The 17031-nt window shown below is 58.8% G+C and carries 15 protein-coding genes; 8 read left to right on the forward strand and 7 right to left on the reverse strand.

Going from position 1 to position 17031, the window contains the following annotated elements; translation table 11 throughout:
* Positions 1-33: 33 nt before the first annotated feature.
* Positions 34-528 carry a hypothetical protein gene (locus RVY79_RS04420; protein ID WP_317462817.1) on the reverse strand — a complete coding sequence of 165 codons (495 nt, stop codon included), beginning with the start codon at positions 526-528 and terminating at the stop codon, positions 34-36.
* A gap of 216 nt (positions 529-744) precedes the next feature.
* Between RVY79_RS04420 and RVY79_RS04425 the strand changes: the two genes are divergently transcribed.
* A complete protein-coding gene (locus tag RVY79_RS04425) occupies positions 745-1626 on the forward strand; it encodes a LysR substrate-binding domain-containing protein (RefSeq protein ID WP_317462818.1) in 882 nt (293 codons plus the stop codon).
* Positions 1627-1785: 159 nt separating this feature from the next.
* Here the strand turns inward: RVY79_RS04425 and RVY79_RS04430 are convergent, their stop codons facing one another.
* Entirely contained in the window at positions 1786-3264 is a 1479-nt protein-coding gene (locus RVY79_RS04430; RefSeq protein ID WP_317462819.1) for a HAMP domain-containing sensor histidine kinase, read from the reverse strand.
* Positions 3261-3989, reverse strand: coding sequence for a response regulator transcription factor (locus tag RVY79_RS04435; protein ID WP_317462820.1), 729 nt, complete (start codon positions 3987-3989; stop codon positions 3261-3263). The genes RVY79_RS04430 and RVY79_RS04435 overlap by 4 nt, the downstream gene beginning before the upstream one ends.
* Positions 3990-4166: 177 nt before the next feature.
* On the opposite strand from RVY79_RS04435, the gene RVY79_RS04440 reads away from it, so the two are divergent.
* The 5 genes from RVY79_RS04440 (at position 4167) to RVY79_RS04455 (ending at position 8455) form a co-directional block, all read left to right on the forward strand.
* Positions 4167-4439 (forward strand): pentapeptide MXKDX repeat protein, encoded by a 273-nt coding sequence (locus RVY79_RS04440; protein ID WP_317462821.1) that lies wholly within the window; start codon positions 4167-4169, stop codon positions 4437-4439.
* Between the two features lie 60 nt (positions 4440-4499).
* Entirely contained in the window at positions 4500-5411 is a 912-nt protein-coding gene (locus RVY79_RS04445) for a cytochrome b/b6 domain-containing protein (protein WP_317462822.1), read from the forward strand.
* A complete protein-coding gene (locus RVY79_RS04450; protein ID WP_317462823.1) occupies positions 5404-6189 on the forward strand; it encodes a molybdopterin-binding protein in 786 nt (261 codons plus the stop codon). Before RVY79_RS04445 ends, RVY79_RS04450 begins: the two co-directional genes overlap by 8 nt.
* A 423-nt stretch (positions 6190-6612) precedes the next feature.
* Entirely contained in the window at positions 6613-6789 is a 177-nt protein-coding gene (locus RVY79_RS22000; protein ID WP_411161705.1) for a hypothetical protein, read from the forward strand.
* 469 nt (positions 6790-7258) lie between these two features.
* Positions 7259-8455 carry a diguanylate cyclase gene (locus tag RVY79_RS04455; RefSeq protein WP_317462824.1) on the forward strand — a complete coding sequence of 399 codons (1197 nt, stop codon included), beginning with the start codon at positions 7259-7261 and terminating at the stop codon, positions 8453-8455.
* 86 nt (positions 8456-8541) lie between these two features.
* Here RVY79_RS04455 and RVY79_RS04460 read toward each other — a convergent pair whose 3' ends face one another.
* From RVY79_RS04460 to katG, 3 genes are all read right to left on the reverse strand, one after another.
* Positions 8542-9303, reverse strand: coding sequence for an SDR family NAD(P)-dependent oxidoreductase (locus RVY79_RS04460; protein ID WP_317462825.1), 762 nt, complete (start codon positions 9301-9303; stop codon positions 8542-8544).
* Positions 9304-9342: 39 nt separating this feature from the next.
* Positions 9343-10095 carry a sulfite exporter TauE/SafE family protein gene (locus RVY79_RS04465; protein ID WP_317462826.1) on the reverse strand — a complete coding sequence of 251 codons (753 nt, stop codon included), beginning with the start codon at positions 10093-10095 and terminating at the stop codon, positions 9343-9345.
* Between the two features lie 376 nt (positions 10096-10471).
* Positions 10472-12625 carry a catalase/peroxidase HPI gene (gene katG / locus RVY79_RS04470; RefSeq protein WP_317463230.1) on the reverse strand — a complete coding sequence of 718 codons (2154 nt, stop codon included), beginning with the start codon at positions 12623-12625 and terminating at the stop codon, positions 10472-10474.
* A gap of 314 nt (positions 12626-12939) precedes the next feature.
* Here katG and RVY79_RS04475 point away from each other — a divergent pair, with 314 nt between their 5' ends.
* Positions 12940-14256 (forward strand): aspartate aminotransferase family protein, encoded by a 1317-nt coding sequence (locus RVY79_RS04475; RefSeq protein ID WP_317462827.1) that lies wholly within the window; start codon positions 12940-12942, stop codon positions 14254-14256.
* Positions 14257-14338: 82 nt separating this feature from the next.
* On the opposite strand, the gene RVY79_RS04480 is transcribed toward RVY79_RS04475, so the two are convergent.
* Positions 14339-15793 (reverse strand): PLP-dependent aminotransferase family protein, encoded by a 1455-nt coding sequence (locus RVY79_RS04480; protein ID WP_317462828.1) that lies wholly within the window; start codon positions 15791-15793, stop codon positions 14339-14341.
* A 250-nt stretch (positions 15794-16043) separates the two neighbouring features.
* On the opposite strand from RVY79_RS04480, the gene RVY79_RS04485 reads away from it, so the two are divergent.
* On the forward strand, positions 16044-16967 hold the full coding sequence (locus tag RVY79_RS04485; RefSeq protein WP_317462829.1) for a transporter substrate-binding domain-containing protein: 924 nt from the start codon (positions 16044-16046) through the stop codon (positions 16965-16967).
* The last annotated feature ends 64 nt before the right edge of the window (positions 16968-17031 follow it).

The following is a 17031-nucleotide window of genomic DNA, read 5'->3' on the forward strand; positions in this document are numbered from 1 at the left end:
CATTGAATTCACGAGAAGAACCATGGCTCAATTCTAGGCCATGGCGCGCTTGATGCTTTCAATAGAGACCTCCGTTCTCATCTTTAGCGTCGTCGGCTCCAGCTCTTTTTCAGACAGGCAGTTCAGCCAGGCCTGTTGAGGCTCAGCGCAGAAGAACCGCTTTATTCCATCGCCCAGAAAGTTTTCTAGATCAACATGGTCATCGGGATATAGTAGCGAAAATGCCTTTTCTGCCTCACTGACATCCGACACCTCTCTCGCCAGGCACTTCAGGTAGAGACACATGAGATTGTTGGTCCCCCGCGCGCGCGTCGAATCATAAAAGGTCATGAAGACCGAGCTATTGAAAACGATATTCTTGGAGTGTTCCGCCTGAATCCAGGACGACCAGTAAAAGTTTAATTCCACGTCCGGCAATGCGGTGACAGGTGTATTCCATGGCACATCGTTTTTCGACGTCGCGATGTTGGAATAAAGGTTGTGATCAAGAATGCCCGCTGCTCGATTGGCTAAATCGATGTCGTTCATTACTGTCTCCCAGGTTGGATGGTTCTATGGCCATGGCGCCCCGATGAGCACGACCGCTCACCCACAACACGGCCATGAGCAGCCGGTACGTGCTCGTGTCTTTGCGCGTTGCCGCAAGAACAGCGTACGTACAACGCCCACTTCCCTGAAAGCGATTTATCTTGATACTTGTTATCATGTTTAAAGATAGCTTCTTTTCTGGCGGGGAGACACGGCATGCAACTCAAATCGTTACGCCTGTTTATGGCCGTGGCCGAAACCGGCAGTTTCGTGGCCGCCGCCGAGAGGATGCATACGGTGCAATCCAACGTGACGGCCCATCTCAAGAAGCTCGAGGAAGAACTCGGTGCCCAACTCGTCCACCGGGCTGGCCAGACGCGCCTGACCTCCGCCGGGCGAGCGCTGGTGGCGTATGCCGAGCGCATGTTGTCCTCGCATGACGAAGCGCTATCGCACTTCAAGGGCAGCGACAAGACGCATGGCCAACTGCGGATCGGCGCCATGGAAACCACGACCGCGTTACGCCTTCCCCCGATCCTCACGGCGTACCATGCCGCCCATCCCGAGGTCGACATCACGCTACACACAGGCGCCACGGCGGAGCTCATCGAGATGCTGATAGCAGGCCACGTCGATGGCGTATTCATCGCGGGAGGCCTCGAACATCGCCGTTATCATCTGCTCAAGGCCTTCAGCGAACGCCTCGTACTGGTCGGCCCCCAGCCCATGGCCGCGATGCCCACCTCGGAAGAACTGATGAGCGCCGCCTTCCTCGCGTTTCGCCAAGGCTGTAGCTATCGCCAGCGCATCGAGCTGCTGCTGGCCTCCCATGGCGTCAACGCAGCGCGCATCTTCGAGTTCGGGAGCCTGGATGCCATGCTTGGCTGTGTCGCCGCCGGAATGGGCTATACCGTGCTCCCCATGAGCACTATCAAAGCCCATCAGCACCGTTTTGGAATTCACTACCTGACCCTGCCGACGTCCCTGGCGGAAATCGACACCTACTTCGCCGCACCCGAGCCAACCACCTGGACGCCTGCCCTGGCCCGCTTCGTCGACACCTTGCATCAGGCCGTAGACGTGCCCGAACCGCAGTAAGATTTCCTGCAACGCCCCCATGAAGGCATTCCGGCATTGCCACACTCACAGAGACAGCAAGCGACTATGTAAAAATACAAACTGTGCCGCAAAGTGTCGAATGGATCGACGCCTTCGAACCAGCGGCTCTTGCAGCCGATCAGTCGACTTCGTAGATGGTTATGAAGGAGATAATGGCAGCGTAAACCAAGCGCAAGTACCTTTCCCTTGTCGACTCTCAAGAATCAATCGGGAGTCGTGACGCTTAAGGACTTCGAACACGATGGCCAATCCCAGACCGGTCCCCGCTCCACGATCTCGCCCGCCCGCCGTTCGGTAAAAACGTTGCGAGACGAGCGGAATCTCTTCAGCGGGTATGCCAATGCCTGTATCCCTCACACCAACTTTCAATGTCGATGCATCGAATTCAAGCATTCGGATCGTCACCGTCCCACCCCGGTTCGTTGCAGAAATGGCATTATCGACCAGATTGGTCAGCGCATGGTCGATGAGCTCAACATCCGCCAACACTGCAGCCATTCCAACGTGGTTCTCGACTCCCAGATCGATGCCGTTCTCCACGGCCCGTGGACGGAATTTTCCGAGAATATCGTTGGCCAGCTCTGCAAAGGAGAAAGTCTCCAGACATAACGGACGGTCCGCGAGGTTCGAGCGGGACATCTGCGAGAGCTGTTCAGCCAAGCGGGTGAGACGCCCCACATTGGAATGAATGGCATCGAGGCCTTCCCGAGCATCATCGTTCAGAGAGGTTCGGCTCAACTGCTTGGCATACCCCTGCAGCGCGGTCAGCGGCGTTCGAAATTCATGCGATAGATTGGCGACCAGCTCTCGACGTTGGCGGTCGGTTTCTTGTAAGGCTTCGAGTTGAGCTTCTATGGTAGCCGCCATATTGTTGAACGCTATCCCAAGACGCCCTATTTCGTCGTCGGTCGATTCAGAGCTACGTTGACGATAGTCACCCTCTGAGAACCGCTGGACGGTCCGCGTGAGCCGTGAGAAACGCCGGGTCAGCAAGGCGAAAAGCGCCAGCCCCACTGCGAGGGTCAATGACAACGCCACGCAGCCCACGATAAGCAAGGTTCGGAAAATACTGCTCGTCTGCCAGATGTTTGCCATGGAAACATCGGTGTTGGCTTCCAGCCGAACGAACAGATAGCCGGGCAGTTTTTCCTGACCGTATGTGATGGCCGCCACCGAGAAGACACCTTCATCGCCCCGACATGGCATGGAGGCATATACCGGCAACATTGGCATGGTCGATAACAGTTCGTTGATCGCCCCCCGGTCAATGGTTTGGCCCAGACCGCATTGGTCGTCGCTGTAAGCACCGACGACTACTCCTTCGGAATCGAGCACATAAAGCGATAACGCGGGATTGATCGTCATGACCCGGGCGACGGCCTCCTTTGCCTGGGGGCTGTCGACGCCACCATCGAGCGCGCCCTGGAGGACGCGGGTCAGACGATGCGCCATGTCGATTTGCGTGCGCTGCTGCCACTCTCGCCCCAACTGATCGAACTGATCGACGGCCACCAATGCCGTGGTGGCGGATAACGCAATCAGGCTGATCAGATAGACGACGACGATGCGTGCGAACAGGCTAAGATAAATCTTGCGCAGCGTGTGACAAATGCTCATTGGGATGTCGTTGCAGACGGTCTGGAGGATGTCTGGGGCACATCGGTGAAGCGATAGCCGATGCCCCAGACGGTGAGGATGTACTGTGGATGCGAGGGATCGAGCTCTATCTTGTTGCGCAGTCGATTGATGTGCGTATTGACGGTGTGGTCGAAGCCGTCGAATTCCGGTCCCCACACGGCATCCAGCAACTCTCCGCGGGAGAAACCTTTACCGGGATGTCGAGCAAAGAAGGCAAGCAGCGCAAATTCGCGAGTCGTTAGCGATACCTGCTGGTCCCTGAGCTTGACGCTGTGATCGTCCACATTGATTTCGAGGTCTTTGATGACGAGTGGCGGGTAGGGTGACGAATGCTTGTCCAGTGCTCGCCGCCGGCGCAGCAGTGCATGGATCCTCGCCAGAAGGATATCAGCATCGAACGGTTTGGTGATGTAGTCGTCTGCGCCGATTTCCAGGCCCTCGACCACGTCCCGAGTGCCAGCCAGGGCCGTCAACATGATGATCGGCACGGCGGCATCCTGTTCGCGAATGCTGCGACAGACCGTCAAACCATCGATACCGGGCAGCATGAGGTCGAGAACGATCAAGGACGCCCGATGCCATCCTTCGAGCGCCTTCTCTCCAGTGTTCACCCACTCTGGAACATAGCCGGCCTGCTCCAGAATCTCCGTCAGCAGACAGCCGATGCCGGAATCGTCTTCGACGCATAATATCGGGCTCGCCATGCCTTTCGCTCCTTTGAATTCGGAATCCGACCATAGCGACTCGATCGACGGCAATCATCACGGCGGCGTTATCGTTGGCCGTTATGATTTCGTGATGATTGCACGAAAGACGCCCGCTTATTGTGGACTCACCGTGTCACACCAGATACGGCATGATCGATAAGGATGGAGTGCATCATGACTTACAAGACATCGAAGTTGCTATTGGCATTGAGCACCACGCTGCTGGTCGGTGGCATGGCATTCACCACCCTGGCCAGCGCACAGGAGACGCAAAACGACAGTATGGCCCAAGATTCCATGGATCACAGTGACGACATGGAGCAGGACGGCATGAGCCACGACGACGCCATGGGCCAGGACGGCATGGGCCACGACGATGCCATGGGCCAGGACGGCATGAGCCACGACGACGCCATGGGTCAGGACAGCATGGATCACGATAATTGAGCCATGGCCATCCGGCGGCTACGGCCGCCGGATGCCGTCTGCGTGAAAGCGAGGTGAATCATGCCATCCGGTATCGGCCCCGTCGCCAATCCCAACCCCAAGCCCGACTCCAGTTCCAAGCCGGCCTCCAAGCCGGAAGCATTGGAGTCGTCCCGGTTGATCAAGCGCCATAGCCTGGGCACTCGGCTGTGGCACTGGACCAATTTCCTCTGTCTCATCGTGCTGCTGATGAGCGGCCTGCAGATATTCAACGCGCACCCGGCACTGTACTGGGGAGAGCAATCCGGCTTCTCCGACCCCTTCATCGCGATTCATGCCCAAGCCGGAAATGGCGGTCAACAACGGGGCGTGGTACAAATCGCCGGCTACACGATCGATACCACTGGCGTACTGGGGCTCTCCGATGACAGCGGCCGGCTGCGCGAACGAGCCTTTCCCGACTGGTCCACGCTGCCGGGATCGCAATGGCTGGCCATGGGAAGAAACTGGCACTTCCTCGCGGCCTGGATCTTTGCGCCATCAGTGGTGGCATACCTGCTCTACATCGTAGTCAGCCGTCGCCGCCGAGGAGCGATCTTTCCAACACGACAACAACTACGCGATATTCCGAGAACGATCGTCGACCACGCGCGATTCCACTTCCACCATGAGGCCGATTACAACGGTATCCAGAAGCTCACCTATCTCCTGGTGCTATTCGTGCTGTTACCGATGATGATCCTCACCGGGCTGACGATGTCCCCCCTCATCAACGCGACCTGGCCATTGCTGACGGAGCTTTTCGGCGGCCGGCAAAGTGCCAGAACCCTGCATTTCATCTGCGCATTTTCGCTGGTGGTTTTTTTCTTCGTGCATATCGCCCTGGTGCTGGTATCGGGTGTCTTCAACAACCTGCGCTCGATGGTGACAGGGCGCTATCGCATCACGGAAAGGCCGGCTGGGCCGGTGAATCAGGAGGATCCTCATGAGTAAGCCCGAATCGTCCGAGCAGAATCGGAGCCGGCGTCGCTTTCTCTCCGGCGTGGTGGCCTTAGGGGCAGGAAGTGTGCTGGCGGGTTGCGACCGGATTTCCGGCAGCGCCTCAGTGAAGCGTGCGTTAGGTAGCGTCGAGCAACTGACCTACAAGGCGCAGCGACTGATCGCGTCCCGGCAATCACTGGCGCAGGAGTTCGACAAGAGCCAGATAGCACCGGTCTTTCGCCCCAACGGCACGACCAATCCTCAGGAAGGTTACTATCGAGCCTGGGTGGCGAACGATTTCGCCGACTGGCGGCTGACGATCGACGGTCTCGTCGAGGAGCCCATGACGTTGTCGCTGGAGGAGCTGGGCGCGATGCCGTCGCGAACCCAGATTACCCGCCACGACTGCGTCGAGGGTTGGAGCTGCATCGGCCAGTGGACCGGTGTGCCGCTGGCCGATCTGCTCGATCGCGTGCGTCCGCGGGATCAGGCCAGATTCGTGGTCTTTCACTGTGCCGATCACACCTACGGCGGTAGCGATCTCTACTACGAGAGTCTCGACATGGTCGAGTCCTATCATCCACAGACGATACTCGCTTACGCCCTGAACGATGCCGCGCTGCCGGTGGCCAATGGCGCGCCCTTGCGCCTGCGAGCCGAGCGCCAGTTAGGCTACAAGCAAGCCAAGTACGTCATGCGCCTCGAACTCGTCGAGAGCTTCAAGGACATTCAGAGGGGCAAGGGCGGTTACTGGGAAGACAGAGGATACAACTGGTGGGCGGGGATCTGAAAGCGGCAACCGAATAAAGACAGCGATAGGAACACCTTACTACGCCAAGATCGACCTCGACGCCGACCTGGCCGACAGCCTCTTCCGCTAACCGTATTTTTTTAAGCTCACTACCGCCACGCCGCTGTTCATCCAGCGGCGTATTTTTTATTCATCTTTACTAAAGTTAATGCGGCATAATCGCCGGTGTCACAGGAAGCAACCCATACAGCGTCTTGCCCAGAAGCTAAGACAGTCGATTGTGATGCAGTGCACGGCGGCTGCATTGTATTCGTCTGATTTCAGTCAGGCGCTCCCGCACGCAGGAGGTTGAGCTCTATGAAAGCTAAAGACTTCGATAAAAAATTCGAAGAAAATCATTAAGATATTGTCGATGACCTCGATCTGACTACGGCTCATCGCGTCAACCAGGAACCAAAACGAATCAACGTTGACTTTCCAGCATGGGTTGTGGAATCCCTGGATCGTGAGGCGGCGCGGATTGGTGTGACCCGGCAATCGATCATCAAGAGCGTCTCCAGACAGAAAACGCTAACAAGTCGCTCAATAATGACTCTGCCGGCGGCACACATTAGCGGTACGTTAAACCAAACAGACTGAAGGCCTGCTCCTAGCCGACGCTCTTCCCTTCCCCGGCCTCACGGCCGGGCCGTGTCTCCTCTCATCACTCATCGTAATCGACGACGAACGCGGACCAGGTTTGGCGCGTGGGCAGGCTTCTACTCGACGCCTGAGATACCTCAGCCGCCTTCTGAAGATGACTCAGATTACCCAGCGGGCTGATCTTGTATAAAAAATCGCGTAACCCTTTCTAGGTATGGCAAAGGACCGTTTTTCACAGTAGGTTACAATCACGCTCGGCGCGGTACGCCGTATGAATGGTGACAGGGGGATCGTCTCAGCATGAGACTCCACTAGAGCCAGCTACGGAAGAGAAGGACTGGGTGATGCTCCGTACTGACGAGCCATGAGGCATTATCGCAATCGCAGCCTGGCAGGCGGCTATCGAACTGTTTGAAGATAATCGAAAAACGGCAGACTGCTGGTCACATCATGAGGCAATGGGGCTGTGTCATCACTAAAAACGCAACATCATGTGCATTGGTGGACCGGTCAGTTCAGCGAATGTAGCTTCGAATCGATGTATCGCAAGTCCATAAAGACGAGAGGACGGTTTGAATCCTTCCTTTCGTTGATCTTGGTGTCCTTGGTCTTTGGGATGTTTGCGATTACAGACTACCACCTTCTCGGTTTAAGCCGGGAGTATTATCTCCTGATCACCATGCGCATCGTGGTGGTGAGCCTTTGCCTTTTCCTGGCATTCATTATCGGACCCTGGGGCAGTTACTCCCGTAAAGCCTGGTTGCACGCTCTGCCTCTCTGGATACTTGCGACGGGCATCATTTTAATCGTTCCCTTGCGCCCCGATAGCCTCTTCACTCAGGTAACCGCGGTGGTGGTCGCTACCATGGCGTTCTACCTCCTGATCCCCAACCTGCTGACGGTGGCGATGTTCGCGAGCCTCTATTTGAGCATTGGTTTTCTAGTCGCTGCGGTACTGTTCGCGGAGATTACACCGGTGGTGACGCTTCGCATCGCGCTGCTATTGATCATGACTAATGTAGTGGGCTTCTGTGCCTTGCTGCGTTTGGAGACCCTGCAGCGCAAGCAATTTGCGCTACTTCACGAAGAGCGTAATCAAAATCGCCTTCTGCTCAAGGAAATAGCGCATCGCAAATCACTGGAAGCACAGCTGCGCATTGTCGCCGAGCGGGATGCTCTGACGGGACTCGATAGCCGCAGTCATTTCATGAAACGGGCCGGGGCACTGTTACAGCGCTCGCGATTGGAAAAGGTGCCGTTCAGTCTTTTCATGATCGATGTGGATCATTTCAAAAGCATCAACGATACCTGGGGCCATACTCATGGGGATTGGGTGCTGACCAAGATCGCGGCGGCTTGTGCACAATCTCTCCGCCCCACTGATGTGATAGGGCGTTTCGGTGGGGAAGAGTTCATCGTGGCCTTGCCGAACACCGGCCCCGAGGACGCTCAAATCGTGGCGGAACGCTTGAAGAAGAGAGTCGCCGAACTTCCGTTAAAGGAAGGGATGAGCGAACTTTGCCTGAGCGTCACCATCGGTATCGCTTTAGCGCACCCCGAAGAGGCCGACCTCGAGTCCTTGATCACGCGAGCGGATCAGACGCTGTACGTTGGCAAGCGCGGCGGTCGAAATCGGGTAGTAATGTGTCGTGGTTCTTACTGATAGATAGGATTGGCGTGCCCCGTGACTGACTCTCCCTTCCCCACCCCGGCCTCACGGCCGGGGTGGGGTGCCTCTGCTGTCTCCCTTCACTCATCGTAATCGATGGCGAACGCGGACCAGGCTTGGCGCGTGGGCATGACTTCCAGGCGGTTGAAGTTGATGTGCGCCGGCAGCGTGGCGATGTAGAACATCTGCTCGGCGATGTCCTCGGCGGTGAGGGCGGTAGTGCCGCTATACAGGGCATCGGAAGCGGCCTGGTCGCCGCCGGTACGCACGAGGGTGAATTCGGTCTCGGCGATGCCAGGCGCGAGGTCGGTCACGCGCACGCCGGTGCCGAGCAGATCGCAGCGCAGGTTGTAGCTGAACTGTTTGACGAAGGCCTTGGAGGCTCCGTAGACATGGCTACCGGGGTACGGCCATTGGCCGGCGATGGAGCCGACATTGACGATGGTAGCGCCTGCGCCGACGTCGATCAGCGTCGGCAGCAGCGCGTGGGTGACGTTGACCAACCCCGTGACGTTGGTGTCAATCATGGTGTGCCAGTCGCGCCGGTCGACGTTTTGCGCGGGCTGCGGCGCCAGCGCGAGGCCGGCATTGTTGAGCAGCGTACGCACGCGCTTGAAGCCTTCCGGCAGCGCGGCCACGGCGGCGTCGACAGCATCGCTGTCACGCACGTCGAGCGCGATGATATGCACCGGAACCAGGCCTTGCAGTTCTTCCTTCAAGGCTTCCAGACGTTCCAGGCGGCGTCCGGTGAGCACCAGCGACCAGCCTGCGGCGGCGAAGCGGTGCGCAGCCGCACGGCCGAAGCCCGAGGTGGCACCGGTGATGAAGACACAATCCGTCATGCAGGTTTCCTCCGTTGTGAAAATGAGAGGTGGTGGGGGTCAGGCGAGCGCTTCGCGGAGCAGCACCCACAGCGAAAGCGCAATCAACAGTGGCGCGACGCTGGACTTGAGCGAGCGCGGCGGCGCGCATTCGAAGCGCCACTGGCCGAGGGCGTTGCCCAGCAGCGCAGGGAGCAATAGCCACGCCGCCCAGTGCCAGGTGCTAGCGTGCAAGGCGCCGGCCAGCCCCAAGCCAAGCAGGGAAGCACTGCTGCTCGCGGCGAAGAAGACGATAGCGGTGGCGCGCATTACCAACGGCGGCATGCGGCGATACAGCAGGTACAGCATCAGCGGCGGTCCACCGGCGGAAGCCAACGTCATGCACAGCCCCGAAAGGCCGCCCGCGCCGAGCGTCACACCCAGATGATGCGGCGTGGGCGTGGCCGAGGCGGTTTCACGCTGGCACAGCAGCGCCACGGCGCCGCTCATCGCCAATAGCGCGACGACGATGCGCATCGGCGAGGCCGGCATACTTGCCAGGAGCCACACACCGATCAATGTCGTCGCCACCATACCGAGCAGCAGATAGCGCAGGCACGGCCAGTCGGCATGCCGCAGGGCGCGACACCACAAGCCCATACTCGCGACGAGATCCAGCACCAGCGCCAACGGCACGGCCTGTATCGGCGCCATGAACAGCATTAGCCCCAGCGCCATCAGCATGGCAAAACCGAAACCGCAATAACCGCGCACCATGCCCGCCAGCAGCGCCAGGCTCATCGCAGCGGCAAGCATGGGGAACGTGGACGGCACGACGACTCCTGAATCCGGGTATGGGCTGGCTAATGTTGCGGAGACCTTAGCCAGCCCGCCCAGGTCACGGTAGAGCCAGTTCCAGCGCGCCAATGAGACATGCCGCCTTCACGAGGTCGGCTGTGAGCGCCGTATACACCGGGCAGCATGACGCCGAGCCTCGTGCCAGGCCTTGACGTTAGCCTTGTGCATGGTATTTGGCATTAGTACGCCGCTACCCACAGAGCACAGGCGTGCTGAAAGGTACACATCAGTAAGACATGAATCGGAGCGAGTTCATCAAGCGGGGGGCTGACGGTATCGCGACACGCACACTTCGTTTTGAAGCGTCCATGTCGCGTTCCCGGCGTGCAATGCACGCTATAGGAAGGAAGTGTTACGCGACGTCGAAGCGATCGGCGTTCATCACTTTCGTCCAGGCAGCGACGAAGTCTTTGACGAACTTCTCGTCATTATCGTCCTGGGCATAGACTTCCGCGTAAGAACGCAGCAGCGAGTTGGAACCAAAGACCAAGTCAACGCGTGACGCTGTCCATTTGACGGTGTCTGTTTCCCGGTCGCGAATCGTGTAAAGGCCGTTACCCGCTGGCTTCCAGGCGTTGCCCATATCGGTCAGATTGACGAAGAAATCATTGGTCAACTGGCCTTCACGGTCGGTGAAGACACCGTGCTGGGTACCGCCATGGTTGGTGCCCAGTACCCGCATACCGCCGAGTAGCACGGTCATTTCCGGCCCGGTCAATCCCATCAGTTGGGCACGGTCGAGCAGCATTTCTTCCGGCTTGACCACGTAATCTTTCTTCTGCCAGTTGCGGAAGCCATCGGCCAGCGGCTCCAGCGGCTCAAAGGATTCGCCGTCGGTCATTTCGGCAGAGGCATCGCCACGGCCTTTCAAGAACGGTACGCGCACATCATAGCCCGCCGTCTTCGCCGCTTTTTCGATACCCACGCTACCCGCCAACACGATCACATCGGCAATGCTGGCACCGGTATCAGCAGAGATCTTCTCATAAACACTGAGTACTTTAGCAAGACGCTCTGGCTCGTTCCCTTGCCACTCTTTCTGAGGCGCCAGGCGAATGCGAGCGCCGTTAGCACCACCACGCATGTCGGAACCGCGATACGTGCGAGCGCTGTCCCACGCCGTGCTGACCATCTCGCTAATGCTCAGGCCGCTTTCAACGATCTTCTGCTTAACGACTTCTTCACTGTAGTCGGTGTTACCAGCCGGGATCGGATCCTGCCAGATCAAGTCTTCAGCGGGCACTTCCGGGCCTATATAGCGCGACTTCGGGCCCAGGTCACGGTGGGTCAGTTTGAACCAGGCCTTGGCGAAGGTTTGCTTGAAGTATTCCGGGTCGGCCATGAACTTTTCGCAGAGCGCCCGGTAAGTCGGGTCCATCTTCATCGCCATATCCGCATCGGTCATGATGGGGTTGTGGCGAATAGAGGGGTCACTGGCGTCAACCGGCTTGTCTTCTTCCTTAATGTTCACTGGCTCCCACTGATGGGCGCCCGCTGGGCTCTTCTTCAATTCCCACTCATAGCCAAAGAGCAGATCAAAATAGCCCATGTCGAACTGAGTGGGATTCTTGGTCCAGGCACCTTCAATGCCCGATGTGATGGCGTTACTCGCCTTGCCGCCCATGCTCGGGTTGCTCCAGCCAAAGCCCTGGTTTTCAACGTCGGAAGCTTCGGGTTCGGCATCTAGAGCAGACGCATCACCGTTGCCGTGACATTTACCCACGGTATGACCACCGGCCGTCAACGTGGCGGTTTCTTCGTCGTTCATCGCCATGCGGGCGAAGGTTTCACGTACCTGCTGGGCAGTCTTCAGCGGATCAGGCTGACCGTTCACGCCTTCGGGGTTAACGTAGATAAGCCCCATTTGTACTGCGGCCAGCGGGTTTTCCATGGTGTCCGGGGTATCGACGTCTTCGTAACGCTCGTCGGAAGGCGCCAACCACTCTTTCTCATCACCCCAGTAAATGTCTTTTTCCGGTTCCCAGATATCTTTGCGACCGAAAGAAAACCCGTAGGACGGTAGCCCCATGGATTCGTAGGCGACGGTACCGGCCAGAATCATCAGGTCGGCCCAACTGATCTTGTTGCCGTATTTCTTCTTGATCGGCCACAGCAGACGACGCGCCTTATCGAGGCTCGCGTTGTCCGGCCAGGAGTTGAGCGGGGCGAAACGCTGGCTACCGGTGCCGCCGCCGCCACGGCCATCGGCAAGACGGTAGGTACCCGCAGAGTGCCATGCCATGCGGATCATCAGGCCACCGTAGTGGCCCCAGTCGGCCGGCCACCAGGCTTGGCTGTCGGTCATCAGTGCGTGAACGTCTTGCTTGAGCGCGTCGAAATCGAGCTTTCTGACTTCCTCACGGTAATCGAAGTCAGGATCCATCGGATTAGACTTGCGGTCATGCTGGTGCAAGATATCCAGATTAATACCTTCCGGCCACCAGTCTTTATTGGAGGTGCCTGTAGAGGTATGACCACCGTGCATAACTGGACATTTTCCGCTCATATTTCTTTCCCCTTCGTGCTCTTGGCCTTGGCGATATCCAAGGAACTTATGGCCGTTAGTTATCGTGCTCACTTTTACGTGACAGCCATGCGTTATTGACGTAGCCATTTTTAAAGCATTCTCTCGATAGTAAAAATTTGTATTTATATACTTTCCCAATAGAAATAAATCATCACATGGCAAGGCGGTGTGTGATGTGGCATGTCACTGTCACGCGGACGGCGTGTTTCTGGCTCTATCTAGGCACGGGGAACGCTGCCTAAGCTTGTGCAATCAACGACACCGTTCCTCGCCGACCGCATAGGACTTCGCTCATGACCCCGACCAACGACCTCGTTCGCCAGCTCGACCGCCAGTATGTTTTCCATTCCTGGTCTCAACAGGGCCAGCTCGATCCGCTGGTGATCGCCGGCGGCGAAGGCTGTCGTCTCTGGGATTACGCGGGCAAGGAATATCTGGATTTCAGCAGCCAGTTGGTGAATACCAACATCGGCCATCAGCACCCCAAGGTCATCGCCGCGATCAAGGAGCAGGCCGAGACACTCACCACGGTGGCGCCGGCACACGCCAACCTGGCGCGGGGCGAGGCCGCCAAGCGCATCGTAGAGCGCGCACCGCAGGGCTTTTCCAAGGTGTTCTTCACCAACGCGGGGGCAGACGCCAACGAGAATGCCATCCGCATGGCGCGGAGCTACACCGGACGCGACAAGATCCTCTCGGCGTATCGCTCCTATCACGGCAATACCGGGTCAGCCATCGTCGCCACGGGCGACCCTCGCCGCGTGCCCAACGAGTTCGCGCGGGGCCATGCGCACTTCTTCAATCCCTACCTATATCGCAGCGACTTCTGGGCCAGCGACGAGCAAGAGGAATGCCAGCGCGCCTTGCAGCACCTGCGGCGGGTCATCGAATGCGAGGGCCCCGGCGCCATCGCCGCCATTCTGCTCGAGCCGATCCCCGGTACGGCGGGCGTGCTAACGCCCCCGGCGGATTACTTGAAGGGTGTGCGAGCGCTGGCCGATGAATTCGGCATCCTGCTGATCTTCGATGAGGTGATGGCCGGATTCGGGCGCACCGGACGCTGGTTCGCCTTCGAGCATTACGGGGTCTCGCCGGATTTGATCGCGTTTGCCAAGGGGGTCAATTCCGGGTACGTGCCGGCCGGCGGCGTGGTGATTTCGGAGGCCATCAGCCGGCATTTCGACGAACACATGTTCTTCGGCGGGCTCACCTACTCCGGACATCCGCTGGCGATGGCGTCCATCGTCGCGACGCTGGACGCCATGCATGAGGAAGGTGTGGTGGAGAATGCCGCCAGCATCGGCCAAGGTACGCTCGGCCAAGGCCTCGAACGCTTGGCGCGCGAGCATGCCATCGTCGGCGAGACACGCGGGCTGGGGGTCTTTCATGCCCTGGAACTGGTCAGCGACCGGGAATATCGCACGCCGCTTTCAGCGAGTGCGATGGGCGAGATTAAGCACGCCCTGCTCGACGAGGGCATGCTGCCGTTCGTGGCCGAGAACCGCATTCATGTGGTGCCACCGTGCATCATTAGCGAGGCGGAAACCCGACAGGGGCTGGCGATTCTGGATAAGGTCCTGGGCGAGATGTCGGCCAAGCACGCCGCTTGACCGTCAGGCTCACGGCATCGCTATCGCAAACGCGAAATCGCATGCGCCGGGCCTTATGCCCGGCGTCGACGTGGGTACGCCGCTACCCTAGCGTTCTCGCCAGGCGTTCGATCCCTGGTTCGATGCGCTCGGCGTCGATGGCGCCGAACCCCAGGCGCATGAAGTTGCGCGGCGGCACGCGCTCGAAGAAGTGCTGAAAACCCGGTTCTATGAGCACACCGTTTTGCGCGGCCTGCCAGGCCAGGCGCTGGGTATCCACGTCTCGCGGGGCTTCCAACCAGAACACGCTAGCATGGTCGCCGCCGACCCGTCGGCAACTGGGCATATGCGCCGTGATGGCCTCGTTCATCGTTTCCCAGCGCTGGCGCATCTCGTCTGCGAACTGGCGCAAATAGCGGTCATAATGGCCTTGGGCAAGAAACTGCGCCATCTGCTGTTGCAGCGCCGAGGGCGGATGACGATACATCAGCCGCCGCAGCGCGCGTAGCTCATCGACCAGCTCGGCATCGGCGACCAGATAGCCCAGTCGTAGTCCTGGCGAAAGCGGTTTGGACAGGCTACTCATGTAGATCACCCGATCGCCGACACGGCTGGCTTTCAGGGCCGGCTGGGCCTGGTGGTCGAAGTTCACTTCCGCGTCGTAATCGTCCTCGAGCACGATCTGATCGAAACGCTGGACCTGTTGGATCAACCGCTCGCGACGCGCGCGACTCATGGTAACGCCGGTCGGCCCCTGATGGCTGGGCGTCACGTAGAGATAGTCACAGCGTGGCGTCTCGGCATCGAGCTGCATGCCTTCGCCGTCCACGTGCTGGTAGTGAAGTTGGGCACCCTGCCGCAGGAAGACATTGATCGCCTCGCGATACCCGGGATTCTCGACGGCGATACGCGTTTTCCGGTCGAACAACAACTGCGCGATCAAAAACAAGGCGTTTTGTGAGCCTAGTGTCACCAGAATCTCATCGCTCTGCGCATGAATGCCACGCTTGGGCAGCACTCGCGTGCGCAACTGCTCGACCAGCATCGGATCGTCCTGATCGTAGCGGTCACTGAGCCAGTGACGCTCGCGGTTCGCGCCCAGCAGGCGTCGCGAGGTCTCGCGCCATTGTTCGAGGGGAAACAACCGCGTATCCAGTTGCCCATACACGAAGGGGAACTCGTAATGCATCCAGTTGCTAGGACGCAGTACGCCCTGCAAGTGACTGGGGCGATGCGTGAAGCGTTTGTTCCAGGATGGTGCATCCACCGTCGGCTGGCGCGTCGCTTGAGCCAGGGGATCGCTGTCGTGATAAGCGTCGTGCAAGTAGTAACCGCTACGCGGCCGGCTGACCAGATAGCCGTCCTCGACCAGGCCTTCGTACACCAACGCGACGGTATTGCGCGAGATACCCAATTGCAGGGACAGACGGCGACATGACGGTAACGCCTCGTCGACGGGAATGGTCCCGGTGTGGATAGCATCGAGCAGCGACTCGCGCAGCTGTTCCTGCAACCCGCGCTGGGTATCGAAATCGAGATGGAAATAATGGTCGAGCATCGCTCTCTCCCGATGAGGCATTACACCGGAACAGATGCAAGGAGCGCGCCATGACACGATGCTCGCTGACTGGGCACATGATTAGGCGCCGAAACATCTGGCCAATCGGCGCCCCTCAACTGGCTCTATAGCGACCAACGTCGAATTCTTTAGGGTGGACTCACCACATTCGAGATTGCCCCGCACGGCGAGCCGTCTTCGGTCTCAGCCAACGATCTCAACAACAACAGCAACAGCGAAGGTGATTATGATGCTTCCCACGACTCGCAACGCAGGTCGCACTACAGGTTCCATTCCCCGCCGCCGTTTTCCAAAGGTCCGTTTCTCCAAGACCATTGCCGCTACCCTGGCCGGCACCTTGATGTCGTTATCGCTACCCGCCCTGGCGGCGGATCTTCCGGAGATCCAGGAACGCGGTTACATGGAGGTGGCCACCGAGGATAATTACGCGCCCTTCAACTTCATCGAGGCCGGCAACGCCAAGGGCTTCAACGCCGATATGCTCGAAGAGCTGCGCGACTACGCCGACTTCGAGATTCGCCAAGACATCCTGCCGTGGACCGGCCTATTGGCGGCGGTTTCCAACGATCAATACGACATGGCCTTGACCGGCGCATCCGTCTCCGATGAACGCTTGCGCGTGTTCAACTACACCCCGCCCTACGCCTCCGCCCAGCACTTCGCCATCAAGCGCGCTGGCGATGACAGCCTTCAGAGCGTGGCCGACCTGAGCGGTAAGACGCTCGGCGTTCAAGCCGGCAGCGTGTTGCTATCGCGACTGCCCGAGCTCAAGACCATGCTTGAGGAAAAGGACGGTGAGCTAGGCGAGGTCGTGCAGTACGCGTCCTACCCAGAAGCCTTTGCCGACCTGGCCAATGGCCGCCTGGATTACGTCATCGATTCGGCGGTGCCGGTGAATACGCTAGTGGCCTCCAAGCCGGACGTCTTCGCCAAGGGGCCGGCGGTTTCCGGGGCGGGCTACGTCTCTTGGCCGATCCCCAAGGATAGTCCAAAACTGCTCGATTACATGACCGGATTCCTCGATCACATGAAGGAAACCGGCCGCCTCGCCGAGCTGCAGAAAAAATGGTTCGGCGAAAGTTTCCCCAACCTACCCGACGAGCCACTTACCAGCGTCGCACAGTTTCACGAACTGGCCGGCCTCGACGACTGAGCCGCCGGTACGCGCCAAGTGTCAACGCGGCGCCGTGGCCCGTCCTCGGCGCCGTCCTTCTTTC

This window comes from Chromohalobacter sp. HP20-39, assembly GCF_033052815.1.
Taxonomy (GTDB): Bacteria; Pseudomonadota; Gammaproteobacteria; order Pseudomonadales; family Halomonadaceae; genus Chromohalobacter.